Origin of the sequence: Pseudoalteromonas sp. S4492 (genome assembly GCF_005886115.1) — a bacterium.
GTDB lineage: Bacteria > Pseudomonadota > Gammaproteobacteria > Enterobacterales > Alteromonadaceae > Pseudoalteromonas > Pseudoalteromonas gelatinilytica.
In genome coordinates this window covers 47,662-64,273 of record NZ_PNCP01000038.1, presented here as the reverse complement: position 1 = coordinate 64,273, position 16,612 = coordinate 47,662, and the positions used below count along the sequence as shown (strand labels likewise).

At 41.8% G+C, this 16,612-nt stretch carries 15 protein-coding genes; 5 read left to right on the top strand and 10 right to left on the bottom strand.

The features are described 5' to 3' along the window. Positions 1-16: 16 nt before the first annotated feature. From CWC28_RS12255 to CWC28_RS12245, 3 genes are all read right to left on the bottom strand, one after another. A complete protein-coding gene (locus CWC28_RS12255; protein ID WP_063700993.1) occupies positions 17-622 on the bottom strand; it encodes a ubiquinone biosynthesis accessory factor UbiJ in 606 nt (201 codons plus the stop codon). 28 nt (positions 623-650) lie between these two features. Beyond that, a complete protein-coding gene (gene ubiE / locus CWC28_RS12250; protein ID WP_138625216.1) occupies positions 651-1,406 on the bottom strand; it encodes a bifunctional demethylmenaquinone methyltransferase/2-methoxy-6-polyprenyl-1,4-benzoquinol methylase UbiE in 756 nt (251 codons plus the stop codon). Between the two features lie 121 nt (positions 1,407-1,527). Then, positions 1,528-2,514 (bottom strand): GGDEF domain-containing protein, encoded by a 987-nt coding sequence (locus CWC28_RS12245; RefSeq protein WP_063700996.1) that lies wholly within the window; start codon positions 2,512-2,514, stop codon positions 1,528-1,530. Positions 2,515-2,873: 359 nt separating this feature from the next. On the opposite strand from CWC28_RS12245, the gene CWC28_RS12240 reads away from it, so the two are divergent. Together CWC28_RS12240 and CWC28_RS12235 are read left to right on the top strand one after the other, a co-directional pair. Continuing rightward, a complete protein-coding gene (locus tag CWC28_RS12240; RefSeq protein WP_063700997.1) occupies positions 2,874-4,652 on the top strand; it encodes a DUF885 domain-containing protein in 1,779 nt (592 codons plus the stop codon). A gap of 103 nt (positions 4,653-4,755) precedes the next feature. After that, on the top strand, positions 4,756-6,240 hold the full coding sequence (locus tag CWC28_RS12235; protein WP_063700999.1) for an FMN-binding glutamate synthase family protein: 1,485 nt from the start codon (positions 4,756-4,758) through the stop codon (positions 6,238-6,240). Positions 6,241-6,296: 56 nt separating this feature from the next. On the opposite strand, the gene mtnK is transcribed toward CWC28_RS12235, so the two are convergent. Then, positions 6,297-7,514 (bottom strand): S-methyl-5-thioribose kinase, encoded by a 1,218-nt coding sequence (gene mtnK / locus CWC28_RS12230; protein ID WP_138625215.1) that lies wholly within the window; start codon positions 7,512-7,514, stop codon positions 6,297-6,299. Between the two features lie 145 nt (positions 7,515-7,659). Between mtnK and mtnA the strand changes: the two genes are divergently transcribed. Continuing rightward, positions 7,660-8,685, top strand: coding sequence for an S-methyl-5-thioribose-1-phosphate isomerase (gene mtnA, locus CWC28_RS12225; RefSeq protein WP_105181026.1), 1,026 nt, complete (start codon positions 7,660-7,662; stop codon positions 8,683-8,685). 3 nt (positions 8,686-8,688) lie between these two features. Here mtnA and CWC28_RS12220 read toward each other — a convergent pair whose 3' ends face one another. The 5 genes from CWC28_RS12220 to CWC28_RS12200 all read right to left on the bottom strand — a co-directional run bounded on the left by CWC28_RS12220 (position 8,689) and on the right by CWC28_RS12200 (position 13,146). Next, a complete protein-coding gene (locus CWC28_RS12220; protein WP_063701005.1) occupies positions 8,689-10,857 on the bottom strand; it encodes a winged helix-turn-helix domain-containing protein in 2,169 nt (722 codons plus the stop codon). A 94-nt stretch (positions 10,858-10,951) separates the two neighbouring features. After that, complete coding sequence (locus CWC28_RS12215) at positions 10,952-11,293, bottom strand: gamma-glutamylcyclotransferase family protein (protein WP_138625214.1); 342 nt, start codon at positions 11,291-11,293, stop codon at positions 10,952-10,954. Between the two features lies 1 nt (position 11,294). Further along, positions 11,295-11,837, bottom strand: a complete 543-nt coding sequence (locus CWC28_RS12210) for a 1,2-dihydroxy-3-keto-5-methylthiopentene dioxygenase (protein WP_063701010.1) — start codon at positions 11,835-11,837, stop codon at positions 11,295-11,297. Then, on the bottom strand, positions 11,834-12,520 hold the full coding sequence (gene mtnC, locus CWC28_RS12205; protein ID WP_063701012.1) for an acireductone synthase: 687 nt from the start codon (positions 12,518-12,520) through the stop codon (positions 11,834-11,836). Before mtnC ends, CWC28_RS12210 begins: the two co-directional genes overlap by 4 nt. Continuing rightward, positions 12,517-13,146 (bottom strand): methylthioribulose 1-phosphate dehydratase, encoded by a 630-nt coding sequence (locus tag CWC28_RS12200; RefSeq protein WP_063701015.1) that lies wholly within the window; start codon positions 13,144-13,146, stop codon positions 12,517-12,519. The genes mtnC and CWC28_RS12200 overlap by 4 nt, the downstream gene beginning before the upstream one ends. A 99-nt stretch (positions 13,147-13,245) precedes the next feature. On the opposite strand from CWC28_RS12200, the gene CWC28_RS12195 reads away from it, so the two are divergent. After that, the gene (locus tag CWC28_RS12195) at positions 13,246-14,388 is read left to right on the top strand and encodes a methionine aminotransferase (RefSeq protein WP_105181029.1); all 1,143 of its coding nucleotides are present in this window, start codon (positions 13,246-13,248) and stop codon (positions 14,386-14,388) included. Continuing rightward, a complete protein-coding gene (locus CWC28_RS12190; protein ID WP_063701019.1) occupies positions 14,376-15,149 on the top strand; it encodes an amidohydrolase in 774 nt (257 codons plus the stop codon). Before CWC28_RS12195 ends, CWC28_RS12190 begins: the two co-directional genes overlap by 13 nt. A gap of 85 nt (positions 15,150-15,234) precedes the next feature. On the opposite strand, the gene CWC28_RS12185 is transcribed toward CWC28_RS12190, so the two are convergent. Further along, entirely contained in the window at positions 15,235-16,548 is a 1,314-nt protein-coding gene (locus tag CWC28_RS12185; RefSeq protein ID WP_063701021.1) for a short-chain fatty acid transporter, read from the bottom strand. Positions 16,549-16,612 lie beyond the last annotated feature (64 nt).

Sequence of the window (16,612 nt, the reverse complement as noted above, 5' to 3'; positions counted from 1 at the left end):
CAAGTTCCTTAGCGCATTAGCGAGACTGTAACAGCGCGTTAATTCGCATCTCTAACTGAGATACTTGGCTTTTTAATTGGCGATTTTGCTGTTTAAATTCAGCAAGTTCTAGTGGGTGAATAGTCACTGATAGCTCATCTTGGCAAAGTGTTGTTAGGGTATTTTCTAACTTACTTTTTGTTTGTGAACCACGACGTTTTAGAGCTTGGAAAGAAAGCCATAACTGCTGGGCTGGCGCATCACCAATATAACGCGAAAAATGTTCAGGCCAATCAATATCAAGCTCTGCAAACGCATTGCTAAAACCTTGCGCAAGATTTAAATCGCCTTGTAGGTCAAGCTTATCTTGGCGAATGAGTTGCGTCAGCATTGATGGATCTTTAAGGGCCAACAAGGTGTTGATATCAGCGCTGATCATGCAGTCAAAACTGCGCTCTTGCGTGCTGTATAAGTGAATTTGCTCGTCGCTGTAAACGCACAAAATGGATTGTTGCCAATCACGAACTTCAATCAGCAGCTGTTTATCAGCAATTGCTGCAAGCTTGCCCTGTAACTGGGGGTCTAGCGGCAGCAATTGATTAATGATTCGTTCGACGAGTGATAACAGAGCGTTTGCTAACATCGCGTTACCTACTTACTTTACAGAATTTCTAGTATTTAAAACCACGGTGAAGGGCAACAATACCGCCAGTTAGATTTTGATAGCTCGTTTGTTCAAAACCGGCATCTTCCATCATCCCTTTCAATGTTTCTTGGTCTGGATGCATACGGATTGATTCAGCAAGGTATTGGTAAGACTCGCTGTCATTTGCCACTAACTGACCCATCTTAGGTAAGATATTGAATGAATAGAAGTCGTAGGCTTTACTTAGCGCTTCTTGTTCTGGTTTCGAGAACTCAAGCACCAGTAAGCGGCCGCCCGGCTTAAGAATACGATACATTGAGCGAAGTGCTTTATCTTTATCGGTCACGTTACGAAGACCAAAGGCAATCGTAATTAAATCAAAGCTGTTGTCAGGAAATGGCAATGCTTCGGCATTCATTTGTACATATTCAATATTGCCAACACGACCAAGATTACGCAGTTTCTCGCGGCCAACTTTCAGCATTGAAGAGTTGATATCGCCTAAGATAACTTGACCTGTTTCACCAACTAACTGACTAAATTTAGCGGTCAAATCACCTGTACCGCCAGCAAGGTCTAATACATAGTGACCTTTACGAACACCAGAACTTGCAATAGTTTGGCGTTTCCATAAACGATGAATACCGAACGACATTAGATCATTCATTACGTCATACTTTGCAGCGACTGAGTGGAATACATCTGCAACCATTGATGCTTTGTCGTTTTCAGCAACGGTTTTATAGCCAAAATGCGTGGTCTTTTCTTGATTCTCGTTCATGATTAATCTCTATCGTGGCAATAAAGACTAGTGTACTTGATTGTAGCTGTGGGGTGCAATTTGATTATAACTAAATCATCAGATTAGCGTGGCTTTTCATGACTTAGCGCAGTTTTAAACTTTATTGGCCGGCAATAAAACTACTTTGCCCTAGTGACTTTGCTTTTGCTGCTGCTAAAGATGCTTTTCGGGCTAAACTGTTAAAGTCGCCATCACCTTCATGTTTCGCGATCCCTAGAGCTAGGGTAATCGCGGGGAGTTTAGTGCCATTTTTGGAGCTGACAAAACGTAGCTTTTCGACACCATTTCGTACTTTTTCGGCAATTAAGTTCGCCGTTTCAGGCTCTATATCAGCAAGTAAAATGGTAAACTCATCTTTACTTGTACGCCCAGGTAAACCGCTTTCACGCACGTACTTTTGCACTTGCTTCGCGACTTTATTTAAAATCACCTCACCAATCACATCGCCATAGTTTTCAATAAAATGGTTTAAGTTCTCAATATGAATAGAAATCGCACAAACCGCTTTATTTTGACCAACCCAGAGTTGGGTTTGTTGATTTAAGTAATGGCGTTTGTATAAGCCAGTTTGCTGGTCGGTGATATGTTGCTTACGTAATTGGGTGAGTTGTTTTTGGGTTTTTTCTTGAAGTGCTTTTGCCTTTGCTATTTCTTGCTTAAATTGACGATGTTGATTGAGCAGCACTTCAGACTGTTTACTGAGCATTTTTAATGCGTGGCGCGTTTGCTCAATGTTGTTTTCATCAATTGAATGCACACAATCGGTAATTTGTTCGGCAAAGCGCACAATGTTTTGTTCGTTATTGCTGGCATTACGCGAAAGGGTATTTATAACCGAGTCAACATTGCGAACAATCGCCGTTTTCATTTTATGGCCTTGTTCCATAAAATCGAAATACAACTGTTCTACATAAACACAATCGATGGTTTTTCTTTGTGCGACTGCACGGTCAATAGCGGCGTTAAGTTTTGGATTAGATTGGCTGACGTAGGTATAAACAACCTGATAGTTTAGTGGTGACGGCGGTAATGCGTGATGTTCTAAAAAGATACATACCTTTGTCATTTTTTCTTGAGCAATAGCCATGGAATCATGGAACATCATTTTTCAATACCACTAAATACGCATATCAACCAATTAATAATCTCTTCCGTAAGGTGTATTTGCTTCCAAGCATAAATACTGAGTCTACAGTAATCTGTAATCAACCTATTTAAAAGCAAAATCGCTAACTTTGGAACTTAAATTTGTTTCGTTTGTGTCTATTAGCTGATTTTCTCAACAACTTTAACAAGTGTAATTAAAAATTGTTTAAAGCTTGCTCACTGTTGTTTAAACAGCGCTGCTAATTTAAGCGCATTTAACCTGAGCTTGGTCGCATTTGCTTGGGTTTTAGCCAGTGCTGCGCTACTTTAGCGATACTGATTAAAACTAAAAAGAATGCTATGAAACAAACACTGTCGCGAACTTTAAACCGCTCTGTTATTGCGGTTGCTTTAGCGTGTACTTTAAGCGCTTGTCAGGTAACAAATATTGATGCTGATCAGCAATTTACTCAAGTAGCCGAAAATATTGTTAATTATCGCCAAAGCATCAGCCCATATGGCAAAGAAAATGGCGTAGATGGGTATTTATTAGAAAATCTATCGGCTGAATTTTTAGAGCAAAAATACAAGAAGAATACTGAATTACTTGCTGAGCTAGATGCTATAGACCGTGATAAGTTATCTGAAGAAAACCGCATTAACCTGACTATTTTGCGTGGCCAAGTGCAAAATAGTGTCGATGAATATGTCTTCAATACGCACTATATGCCACTGACATCTGAGTATGGGTTTCATTCTAGCTTGTCGTTTATGGTTTCTAGCTCTGATTACACAAAACCGCAAGACTACCAGTTATACCTTGCTAAATTGCAGCAAATTCCCCGCTATTTCTCGCAAAATATCGGCTGGATGCGCAAAGGTCTTGAAGTGGGTTTAACCCAACCAAAGGCTGTGTTAGAAGGCTATCAAGACTCTATTACGGCTTATATTGTTGATGATGCTACCCAGTCTGAATTTTACAAACCATTCTTAAATAACACGGCAGGTTTGAGTGATAGCGAATTTGCTGCATTACAAAAGCAAGCACAAACCATTATTAAAGAACAGGTTATTCCGGCTTATCAAGGTTACTTAACTTTCTTTAATAACGAATATCAACCGGGTGCACGTACTGACATTGGCATTTCAAGTACACCAAATGGTAAGGCGTTTTATGAAAATCGCGCCAAGTATTACACCACTACTGATATGACGCCGAAAGAAATCCATGAGCTGGGTTTACAAGAAGTCGCGCGTATTCGTGCAGAAATGGAAAAAATTATTGAGAAAGTAGGTTTTGAAGGCTCGTTTGCTGATTTTGTCCACTTTTTACGTACTGATCCGCAATTTTACGCAAAAACACCGAAAGATTTGCTAAAAGAAGCGTCTTACATCGCCAAAAAAATGGATGCGCAGTTACCTAAATTATTCCATACCTTACCGAGAATGCCGTACGGTGTTGCGCCAGTGCCTGAGAGTATTGCCCCTAAATATACAACCGGTCGTTACTCAGGGTCTCGTCGTGATGATCAAGCGGGTTATTACTGGGTTAATACCTATGCGCTCGATAAGCGTCCGTTATATGTTCTTGAAGCATTAACGCTACACGAAGCTGTACCTGGTCATCATTTACAAATTTCACTTAATGCTGAACTTGAGTCATTACCAAGCTATCGCCGCAATGCATATTTGTCGGCATTTGGCGAAGGTTGGGGCTTATATTCGGAATTTTTAGGTATCGAAGCGGGCTTTTACCAAGACCCATACAGTGATTTTGGACGATTAACTTATGAAATGTGGCGTGCCGCGCGTTTAGTGGTTGATACAGGTATGCATATGTATGGCTGGAGTCGCGAACGCGCAATGAAATTTATGAGCGAAAACACCGCGCTTTCATTACATAACGTGAAGACTGAAACCGACCGTTATATTTCATGGCCTGCACAAGCGTTGTCATACAAAATTGGTGAGCTAACGATTAAACGTTTACGCCATGAAGCAGAGCAAGCGCTTGGCCAAGACTTTGATATTCGCGAATTCCACCACCAAATATTACGTCATGGCTCAGTGCCAATGTCGGTGCTTGAAGAGCAAATTCAACTTTATATTAAAGCTGAGCTAGCAAAACGAGCAGCATAGCAGATGAGAAAGGCGTGATTTACATCACGCCTTTTTTGTTTATTGCACGTAATATAAACACCTTATATGCTTTGAAGGATGTCATTTCACAAAGGGGCCTTGGATGAGTGATTTTATAATTTTTAGTATCGATGTTTTTGCCAGCTTATTTATTTTTGCACTCGGCATAGGTTTGCTGGTGATTGTGTGCTTTTACATTAGTGATGTGACGCAGTCTAAACAGGCGATTCGCCGTAATTACCCGGTGATCGGCCGATTTCGTTATTTCTTTGAGCGCCAAGGTGAATTCTTCCGTCAATACTTCTTTGCAATGGATAGAGAAGAGTTGCCATTTAACCGTGCTGATCGAAGCTGGGTTTATCGTGCTGCGAAAAATGTTGACCGTACTACGGCCTTTGGCTCAACACAAAGTCTTGAGGCAACGGGCACTGTGATGTTTATGAACTGTGCGTTTCCAACCTTAGATGAAGATGCACTTGACCCTAGTGAAGTCACGTTAGGGCCTTATTGCCAAACTCCTTATACAACAAACTCGTTATTTAATATTTCTGGTATGAGCTTTGGTGCCTTATCTAAGCCTGCTGTTCGTGCGTTATCGCGAGGTGCAAAGTTAGCAGGCTGTTGGATGAATACAGGCGAAGGTGGGCTCAGTCCTTATCACCTTGAAGGTGGTGCAGATATTGTGTTTCAGATTGGCACGGCAAAATATGGTGTACGAGATGAGCACGGCAAATTAAGCATCGAAAAACTCAAAGCAATTGCTGAGCATGAACAAGTTAAAATGTTCGAAATTAAAATGAGTCAAGGTGCCAAACCCGGTAAAGGGGGGATGTTACCAGGGCGTAAAGTGACTGCTGAAATTGCAAAGATCCGGGGCATTCCTGAAGGGCATGACTCGATTAGTCCAAATGGTCACCCAGAGATTAAATGCCCAGCAGATTTACTCGATATGATTGAAACGGTACGCAGTACCACAGGTAAACCAACCGGTTTTAAAGCGGTGATTGGTGAATACACTTGGCTCGAAACCTTGTTCAGTGAAATTAATAACCGAGGCATTGAATCAGCGCCTGATTTCATCACTATTGATAGTGCCGACGGCGGTACGGGCGCAGCTCCTCAACCCTTGATGGATTCAGTTGGTTTACCGCTTCGAGAGAGCTTGCCTTTGGTTGTCGATCTGCTAAAAAAACATGGTCTCAGAGAGCGAGTGAAAGTGATTGCATCGGGTAAGCTAATCGTACCGTCAAAAGTGGCTTGGGCATTGGCACTTGGGGCTGATTTTATTGTTTCGGCGCGCGGTCATATGTTTTCGCTAGGTTGTATTCAGGCTCTGCAGTGTAATAAAGATACCTGTCCGACCGGTATTACGACTCACAATGAACGCTTACAACGAGGCTTAGATGTGACCGATAAGGCACAGCGTGTCGCTAATTATAATAAGTTTATTCACTATGGTGCAGGGCTGATTGCTCACTCGTGTGGTGTATCAAGTGCCCGTGAGTTAGCTCGCCAGCATGTGCGTGTAGTACAGGAGAATGGTTTATCAGAGCCGCTCGATAAAATGTATGAACACTACAATAAATAATCTAGTTGAGTTGAATAATTAAAAGGCGCATTGAGCGCCTTTTTACTTTTTGCTAGTTAATTTAATAAACTGATTAATAAAGAAAAGAACTCGTCTTTATTGTTACAGCTTGTGGCATTGAGCATCAGTTGCTCGCCAAGTACGAGTGTTTGTTGTTGTATTGCTAAACGCGCTTGTTCATCTTCAATTCCAACGATATCAGCAACATGGGCTAAACCAATAGTACGGCGAATAAGTTCAGCGCCACAGTAACCAATTGCATCACGCAATACGTGTTGTAAGTAATCTTCGATAAAGGCGCGGTTTGCAAAGCTAATATCAGTTGCTTCGCTGCTTGCTAGGTTTAACCAATGTTGTTCAAATTGGCTGTAACAGTCTTGTAAGCAGGTTAATAAATGAGTTTGATACTGACGGCGCTTTGCTTGTTCGGCAATACGTCCATTTTGGGCACAGTAATTTAGTAACAAATTACCCATAAATGAGCCGATGTCGAAGCCAACAGGGCCAAAAAAGCCGAACTCTGGGTCGATCATTTTAGTGGTTTTGCTATCAACAAAAATGCTGCCACTATGCATATCGCCATGCAATAAAGTTTGCGGGCATGATAAGAATTTCGCTTTTAATTTCGCTGCGGCTAGTTTTAAAGCATCATTATTACGAATACTTTCGACGTGCTCAGTAAGCTCTGCAGGGAAATTATTGCGCTCATGTTCAATGTACGGATCAGTGAAAAATAAGTCTTCCGTGATCTTACATAAATCAGGGTTAATAAATTGACTGACTTTGGCTTTTTTATCTTCAGCAGATAAATAAAAGTCTGAGTTATAAAAGCCTGTACGGCTTAAATACAGTGCAACATGATTGGCCAGTAATGGGAATTGCTCGGCCTTGATTTGTGCGCCACGTAAAATTTGTAGGTCGCCTAAATCTTCTAGTACGGTTAACGCCAACTCGACATTGTGATGCAGTATTGCCACAGTATGTTCAGGGCATAACTGACCATGATTAATCAATACTTCGGCTTCAATGCGTGCGCGGTCTAACGATAACGGCCATGACTCACCTACACAACGGGCGTAAGGAAGTGCCTGCTTTAAAATTACACTGTTGTTGTGCTGATCAGCAACACGAAAAACTAAGTTTAAGTTTCCATCACCAAATTCGTATGCAGTCAGTGTAGCATCAGCAGCGAATACTGAGCTTAACTCATTTTCGATAAGTTTTTTAATGTAATCAACAGCATGCTCTGCAGTGAAGGCAGTATAGTTAGCCATAGCTTTATCTCGTAATACAATTAACTTTAAGCATTCTATACCTGTAACCGTTTAGATGTCCATACATCTAGCTTGTTAGTTGTCAAAACTGATGTAAAATAACTATTCACTTAAATTAGTTTTTCATTAGTAATTCGGATTCAGTATGCAAGATCTCATCGCCAGCAGTATTAAATATCAGCAAGGTACGTTAACCGTGCTTGACCAGTATTTGTTGCCACATCAACAGCATTGGCATGTGTGCAATGATGTTGAAACGATGAAAGACCTGATCTTGACCTTAAAAATTAGAGGCGCACCTTTAATTGGCTTAGGAGCGAGTTTATTGGTTGCACATTTAGCAGAGCAGGGCATGAGTCAGTCAGCACTTGCGGTTGCTATAGATGAACTAGAAGCAACCCGCCCAACCGCCGTTAACCTAATGCACTGTATGGCCAAGTTACGTACAGCACTGACAGAGACTGATTATGTTGCTGCTGTTGTCGCGACTGCTGAACAGTTATTTAAAGAAGATATTGCCCTTTGCGATAGCATGGCAGAACGTGGTGCTGCCTTGGTTGATAAAGGCGATAACATTTTAACGCACTGTAATACAGGTGCGTTGGCAACGGCTGGTGTAGGCACTGCATTAGGTGTGATTTATAAAGCGCAGCAACGCCATGGCGATATTCATGTTTGGGTTGATGAGACACGACCGTTACTGCAAGGCGGCCGCTTAACAGCTTTTGAGCTTGAGCGTTGGCAAATCCCTTATACTTTGATTTGCGATAACATGGCAGCCAGTTTAATGGCTGCGGGCAAAGTAGATAAAATCTTTGTAGGTGCAGACCGTATTGCTGCAAACGGTGACTTTGCAAATAAAGTCGGCACTTATAACCTCGCTGTGTTAGCGCATTTCCATAACATTCCATTTTATGTCGTTGCGCCACTTACGACGCTTGATACACAAACGGTGTGTGGTGTCGATATCGAAATTGAGCAACGCAGTCCCAACGAAGTGCGCGGTGTTAGTGGTAGTTTTGGTGAAGCGATGTGGGCACCGACTAACGCAAAGGTTTATAACCCGGCATTTGATGTTACACCGGCGAGCCTAGTCACAGGCTGGGTGCTCGATAGCGGCGTTTATAACCAATCCGATATCGAGCAAGGTATCCTAAAGCAGTTAAAGTAGAAATTACTCAGCACTTTTTTTAGTGTAAAGCTCAATGCTGTTTTGAGTATTTGCTGTTAAGAATGAAATAGCGAGCTTGTCATTATTGGCATTGAGATGGCTAATAAAGTGCAAATGCTGCAGTTGAACTGCAAGTTCAACATCCTTCATTTTTGCTAAGTTGATGCTATACACTTCTGCTTCGGTGGCGATGTACAAGCTGTGCTGGTTACTTGCCATCGAGATAATCGAAGGTTTTAGCTCGATAAGTTTGTCTGGGGTCACCAGTTCACTATAGGTATTATTGTCACTGTCTAGTAGCAGGTATTTTGCGTACTTAGAATGCACGATTAGCTGATCATCATCATACCAAGCAATTTCTAAAGGGGTGTCGATGGTGCTTTTAACAACGTGATCGCTATTGGTGTGCAAAATCATTATTTGGTTTTGCTGGCTGCTAAGCTCTGTATAAATCACTGCAATTTTATTGCCTCTGATTGCTGCCAATTTGCTGTTTCCTGGTAGCGTCCAGTGTTTAATTTCTGAAAAATCATTGGCACTTAATAAGCTTAGTTGCTGAGTGGTTTTATTAAAACTTACGAGCTGACTGCTGTCGCTATTTGCAGTAATAACGGTCGTATCTTCGCCAAGCTTGTCGGTTATATCTATATATTGGTTATCTTTTCTCAGCCAATGTTGGCGCTTATAGAATTCAAAATCAGCGAAGTAGACATCATTATTCGGTAGTGCGACAACATCATCCTCATGCTTATTTGCCGTAGCAATATAGCTCATTTGTTTTGATTTTAAGTCAAATATGGCCCCATCATTGTCGTGTAAATCAGTGCTGATCAAAACACTTTGTTTATTAAGGGGGTAGGCGAAATTAGCTCGCTTTACTGGTGCTTTAACAGGTTGTCCTCGGCTCATGGTATCAAACGAAAATGATTCGATCGTCAATTTACCGCGGTTATACCAAACCAGCGAGTTAGTTTGCTCATCATAAGTCGCAGCCCAAGAGCGGTAGTTGTTCGTCGTTAAGAGTTTAAGTGAGCTGCCGTCTAAATTTGCCATGTAAATCTCTGCTTGACCCACATTATGGCGCTCGAAAATAATCCGACTAGGGTTTTTGATGGTGGTTAAAATGTAGTCGCCAGTCCCTGTGATATTTGGTGAAGTAATGCGAATTTCTTCACCTGTTTTTAAATCTTGAGCATAAAGGGCGTTTAAGTGAGTTAAACCACGGTAGTTATTTCGTCTTGTAATTGCCACATTGCCGACCTCCATGTACTGGGTTGGAGATAAGCTACGTATAAATTGATTGGTTCTAGGCTTAATTAAAGCTTCATTCGATAACAGGTTGCTTGCTTGCCAAGCAATACAATCGTTGTAATCACTTCCTTCACATGAACCATAGAATAGACGCTCGCCATCGTCAGACCAGCCTTGTAAAAAGAGATCCCCTGATGCAATTTGGTACTCTTTTTTAGTTGTTAAGTCGACAACATAAAGGTACTTATCATCAATATCATTTTGCAGTATGTAGGCTAATTTTGTTTTGTCTTGATTGAGCATTAAGCGGTAGTGTGTGCCTTTATGCCAGGAAATCGTTTCTACTTGCAGGTCTAAAAGTGGTGCTTCGCTTTGGTCTTCAGTAGTGGCTTTAGGTTGTTGTAAGAACAACCAAATAGCAGCAAGCAGTAAACTCAATACTAAGGCTGCAAAAGGCCACGGCCAGCGAGAAGTATGATCTTTTTTTGGACTAATGTTGGCTGTATTAACTTGAGTCTCAGCGTCTTTATCTGCTGTTATTACATTTTCTGTTTTTAGCGGCTCTGTACTCACCGCGTGATCAAGAAACTTAACTTCAATAAATAAACTGTAGCCTTTGCGGTAATGGGTTTTAATGGTTTGCCCAGGCTGCTTTTCTGACTTGAGTACTTTTCTTAATTCTGAGATGGCGCGGTTGATGGCATTGTCATCAACGAAGCTTTGTTGCCAAATGTTTTCAACCAATTCTTGGCGAGTGATAATGCGATCATTATGGGTAATGAAAAAGCACAAGAGTTTATAAAGTAAAGGTTCTAGTTCGCGCGTATGCGTGCCATCGCTGATGGTTTGCTGCTGAGTGTTAAATTGCCACTCACCCACATAAATAACGGTATCGCGTAAGGGTGAAAATGCCGACCCCATGTTTAGTCCTTTAACTAAAATGTAATAATCTTGATGGGGAAGATAATAACAGCTTTTGTTCTTGATTTGGGTTTTTTTGTTTTATATTTGTAAATTAAAGGCTGTTTTTTGCAACATATAGCCAAGCTTGGCTGCTACACTGAAATGTTTCTGCAATTCTTTGATATTCATCCACTTCGTAAGCGTCTGCCTGAGCAAGCTCTTGTTCGGTGATTAAATAAATTGTGCCATTAACCGTATCACTTTGTTTGCCCGTTTTGATTAACGCTGGGTGAAAACGCTGGCCGCTACTTTTAAGGACAGCTTCGTCGGTGATCTCGACTTCACCAATAACATACCCGGTTAATGTAGCTGGTTGACCTTCGAGCAAGCGCCCGAAGGTATCTAGCTGAACCTGCGGATACTGTAAGGTACCGTAAGAAAATAGCTTTTCCATGTTAGTCCAGCAGTGGGAAGGTGTTAGCAATGGTTGACTCAGTGCTTTTAGCTACCCAACCTTCGGTATTATTAAATAAGCGAATTGCTGTAAATTCAGGGTCGCTGCCCATATCAAACCAATGCGGTGTGAGCTCAGGAACAGAAATAAGGTCACCTTGCTGGCACAGCACTTGATACACTTTATCGCCTAAGTGTAAGCAAAATAAACCTTGGCCTTTCACAAAAAAACGTACCTCATCTTCGCTATGTGTATGCTCAAATAAGAACTTGCTGCGTAATTCGCTGGCATTTGGATTACCTTTAGCAAGCGAAATAACGTCCACTGTTTGATAACCCCCTTCAGCCTTAAGGCGCTCTATATCGTTAGTATAGGCAGTTAAAATAGCGTCATGGCTGGTATCTTGGTCAATCTGTGCCGTTGCTTGCCACTGCTCAAAGCGAACGCCAACCGCATTCAGCTCACTCGCAATCGCGCTTAAGTCTTCACTGTGAAACAGTATGTTGTCTGCGTTGTTATCATTAAAAATAGTTAATTGGCTCATGCTAAAAGCTCCGCACTAAATGCTGTGAAATCGTTAATGTATGGGTGAGCGTCGCTGACTGCTTGGCCATCGCGAACAAGGTGTAAAGTGCCAAGACCAGCAGCTTTGGCAGCATCAAGCTCTGCTTCCACATCACTTAAGAACAGCACTTCTGCAGCTTCAAAAGGCAAGGCTGCAATAATATTCTCATAAGAGCTCTGCTGTTGTTTTGCGCCAACTTTGGTGTCGAAGTAATCACTAAATAAAGGTCTAACATCACCATAATCAGAAAACTCAAAAATCAGGTGTTGCGCTTTCACAGAGCCCGAAGAGTAGACATATAAACTTTTACCAGCTTGTTTTTGGGCTTGTAAAAAGTCATAAGCATCAGGGTAAAGGTGGCCAGTAAAATCACCATTTTCGTAGCCTGTTTGCCAAATTAACCCTTGTAACTGCTTAAGTGGGGTAATTTTTTGATCCGTTTCAATCCAATGAATTAAATGGCTAATAACCGTGTCGATATCGGCTTCTGGTTGCTCTATATGTGCCTTAACAGCCTCTATTTGGGCTGCTACTTCTGGGTCACTTTGATGTGACTTCACAAACTCAGGTAATTGCCCTGCCGCGTAAGGAAATAATACGTCTTTAACAAAAGAAATGCGGGTAATTGTGCCTTCAATATCGGTTAAAATTGCTTTGATCATGCTTGAACTCCAGCTTGAATGCCTTCTAGTTTTAAGCGTTCAAGTTCACAGCTAAACAAAAACTCTAAGCCTTCTAAATGACGCTGTACTTCTTTGATATCGCGACCAACCACGTATAAACCATGACCACGAATTAATACGGCATGTTCGATAGGGGTGTGAAGGTGATGATCACTGACCAATAAACTTAAACGGTCAATGTCTTGGTCATTATCAAAAATAGGAATACTTAGCGTATCTAAATGCGATTTAACACCACTTAAAGATTTTTGCATTTCGTAGCCATGTAAATTGATAGCGTGACCTTTGATCACACGCGATAACACAGTTGCTGCAACAGAATGGGTATGCAAAACAAATTTAGCTGATGGGATAAGCTTATACATATTTAAATGTAGCTCAGTTTCAGCTGATGGATTACCAGAGCCTTTAGTGCGATTACCTTCATGGTCAAACTCAATAAACGCATGAGTGCCGAGTTGGCCTTTATCGAAGCCACTTGCTGTGACGACATAACCGCTTGCAGTGCGGGCTGAAAAGTTACCACCAGTAGCAGGGACCCAGCCACGTTGGCTTACCCATTTACCAGCTTCAATTAGTTCTGAAATAGCGGTATTGTTATGCATATATTCCTCGACATTCTAAAAGTTATTTAGACGGCTATACATCTGTTTTAAGCAATGATAGCATCGCTTCGGGCGCAAAACCATCTTTAAGGAACCTCTGTGTTTGAAAGTAAATTGCCGAATTTAGGCACCAGCATTTTTAGTCAAATGACAGCTCTGGCAAATCAGTATCAAGCTATTAACTTATCTCAGGGTTTTCCTGAGTTTGATGCACCTGAATTGCTAAAAAAACAACTCAATCATTATGTACTTGAGGGGGTAAATCAATATGCGCCTTCAAGTGGTATTGCAAAGCTACAACAGCAAATAGCGGCTCTGATAGCGAGAAAATACCATAACAACATAAATTACGAGCAACAAGTTACTGTTACGTCAGGGGCAACAGAGGCATTATTTGTAGCGATTCAAGCACTTGTCAAAGAGGGTGACGAAGTGGTGGTGTTTGACCCTGCTTATGACTCTTACCAACCAGCAATTGAGCTTGCAGGCGGTCGTTCAGTTCATGTCGCTTTGCATGCGCCAGATTATAAAATCGATTGGCAAGCCGTAGCCGATGTCATCACAGACAAAACACGTGTCATCATCATCAACACGCCACATAACCCAAGCGGTAAAATCTTTAAAACAGAAGATATTAACGCCCTTAAAGCGCTTGTTGCTGAGCATGATTTATATGTGATCAGTGATGAAGTGTATGAGCACATTACCTTTGATGGCGCTTTGCATTTAAGTGCGCTGACCGACTCTGAGTTATTTGCACGTAGTTTTGTGATTTCAAGTTTTGGTAAAACCTTTCACAGCACTGGTTGGAAGATGGGTTACTGTGTAGCACCCGCTCAGCTCATGGTGGAGTTTCGTAAAATTCACCAATATGTGACTTTTTCAAGCTTTACGCCTGCTCAGCATGCATTAGCCGATATGCTTGAGTTAGAGCCTGATCATGTTGATGAGCTAAGTCATTTTTATCAACAAAAACGTGATTTACTCAGCGAAGCGTTAGCGCAAAGCCGTTTTAAAATATTACCAAGTGAAGGCACTTACTTCTTACTACTCGATTATAGTGATGTGTCTGATCTTGATGATGTTGAGTTTTGTCATTGGTTGGTCGAGCAAGCGGGGGTTGCAGCTGTGCCACTCAGTGTGTTTTACAACAGTGCAAGCAGCGATAAAGTGATTCGTTTATGTTTTGCAAAAAATGATGACACATTAAAACGTGCTGCGGAGATTTTATGTCAACTTTAACCTTGGCTTTAGTGCAGTCATCACTGCATTGGCTTGATAAAAACGCTAATCTTACGCATTTTTCTGAGCAGCTTAATAACTTAAACGAGCAGGTCGATTTAATTGTCTTGCCAGAAACGTTTGCCACGGGTTTTGCGATTAATCTAGATTGCAGTGAGCCTGAACAAGGCGACGTACTTAGCTGGTTACAAGCCACTGCGAAGCAAAAGAATGCCGTGATTGCTGGTTCTGTTTTAGTTGCAAAAGGTGACAAAAAGGCCAATCGATTTTATTGGGTTTGGCCAAATGGTGAAGTAAAGTATTACGATAAACGCCATTTATTCTGCTTAGGTAACGAAGGTAATTTTGTTGCAGCAGGTACGCAACGCGAGATATTCACAATCAATGATTTTCGCATTTTACCGCAAGTGTGTTACGACCTGCGCTTTCCTGTATTCCAACGAAACTGCAATGACTACGATGTGATGATCAACGTAGCCAATTGGCCGGCGGCACGTCGCCATGTATGGGATACCCTGTTAAAAGCACGCGCAATGGAAAACGTGTGTTATGTCGTGGGCGTCAATCGTATTGGTGCAGATGGTAATGATATTGCTCACAGTGGTGGCACCGCGGTTTATGATTTTAAAGGTGATACTTTGGCTGCGCTTGAAGATAACCAATCGGGTATCATTATTAAGCGCTTAGAAAAATCACCGTTAGATGACTTTAGAAAGGCTTTTCCTGCTCACTTAGATGCTGACCAATTTCAATTACTGTAATTGCATTGCATAACTTTAAGCTCATGATTAGCCTATTTACAAAACTAATCATGAGCTCTACTCAATACTTACCTTAATATGGCTATTAAGGATAAAAGCTCAGCATCACAGATATAAACACGCCAGTGATCACTAGTTGCACTAAGCAAAAGCCCATGATGTCTTTTGCTTTTAAGCCTGCAATGGCGAGAACAGGGAGTGCCCAGAACGGCTGAATTAGGTTGGTCCAAGCATCACCCCATGCGACAGCCATAGCAACACGTGGCATATCAGCACCAAGTGATTGTGCTGCGGGAATGACAATTGGCGCTTGCACTGCCCACTGACCGCCGCCTGATGGCACAAAGATATTCACAAACCCTGCACTTAAAAAGCTCCAAAAAGGCAGCGTTTCGGCTGTTGCAATGGCAATAAATCCTTCAGAGATTTGTTGAGCAAGTCCCGTTTTTACCATGATAGCCATGATCCCTGCATAAAACGGAAATTGAATCACTATGCCAGCTCCACTGGGAATTGCTTGCTGTAAGCTACTGAGTAAATTATGCGGTGTTTGATGCAGTAAAATTGCGCTAAATAAGAAAATCGCGATCACGCTATTTAAATTTAGGCCACCTCCGGTGAGCACAAAATAATAGAATAAATAGCCAAGGCCAACGGCACCTATTCCCATACCTAGCAAACGACTATGCTCTATTATTTCGGCAGGGCGGGTAGGTGTTGCTGTTTGCTTAGTTTCATCATCAAGCTTTGCGGGGTCAACATAAACGCTGTCTGTCTCGCTTGGCAACATATAGCGATTTACAAGCGGCATGATAATAAATAACCCCACAACAATGGCGATATTAAATGCAGAAAAAATTGTCTCCTCGGTGCCTATAATACCAATGCTTTGCTGTGCAAAATGGCCATCGGTTGCGATGGTCAGTGGCACTGAACCGGCTAAGCCACCATGCCAAACAATAAAACCTGAATAAGCACTGGCTACTAACAAACGGTAATCAACGCGGGTTTGTTTCGCAATTGCTTTGGCGAACAAAGCGCCAATCACTAAACCGAAACCCCAATTTAGCCAGCTAGCTAGCAAAGATACGAGGGTCACGAGAATGATTGCTTTAGCTGGGCTGTTGGCGAGAGTTGCCAATTTGTTGAGTATACTGCGCATAACGGGAGTACTTGCTAGCATATAGCCCGTTAGCAGAACCAGCAGCATTTGCATGGCAAATTGTAATAGGTTCCAAAACCCTCCACCCCAAGCGGCAAGTACTTGTGTGGGTGTTGATGGGGTAAAGAGGCTTGCAACGATGAAGCTCAGTAAGGTGAGCAAAATAACAAATATAAACGGGTCGGGTAGGTAACGCTCAACTAGTTTAGTGAATGGTTTAGCAACGCGATTTAGCATAGTTTTTATTGTTGTCGTCGAATCGATAATGCCAATAAATCATGAATAACGATGATTGGCAAAT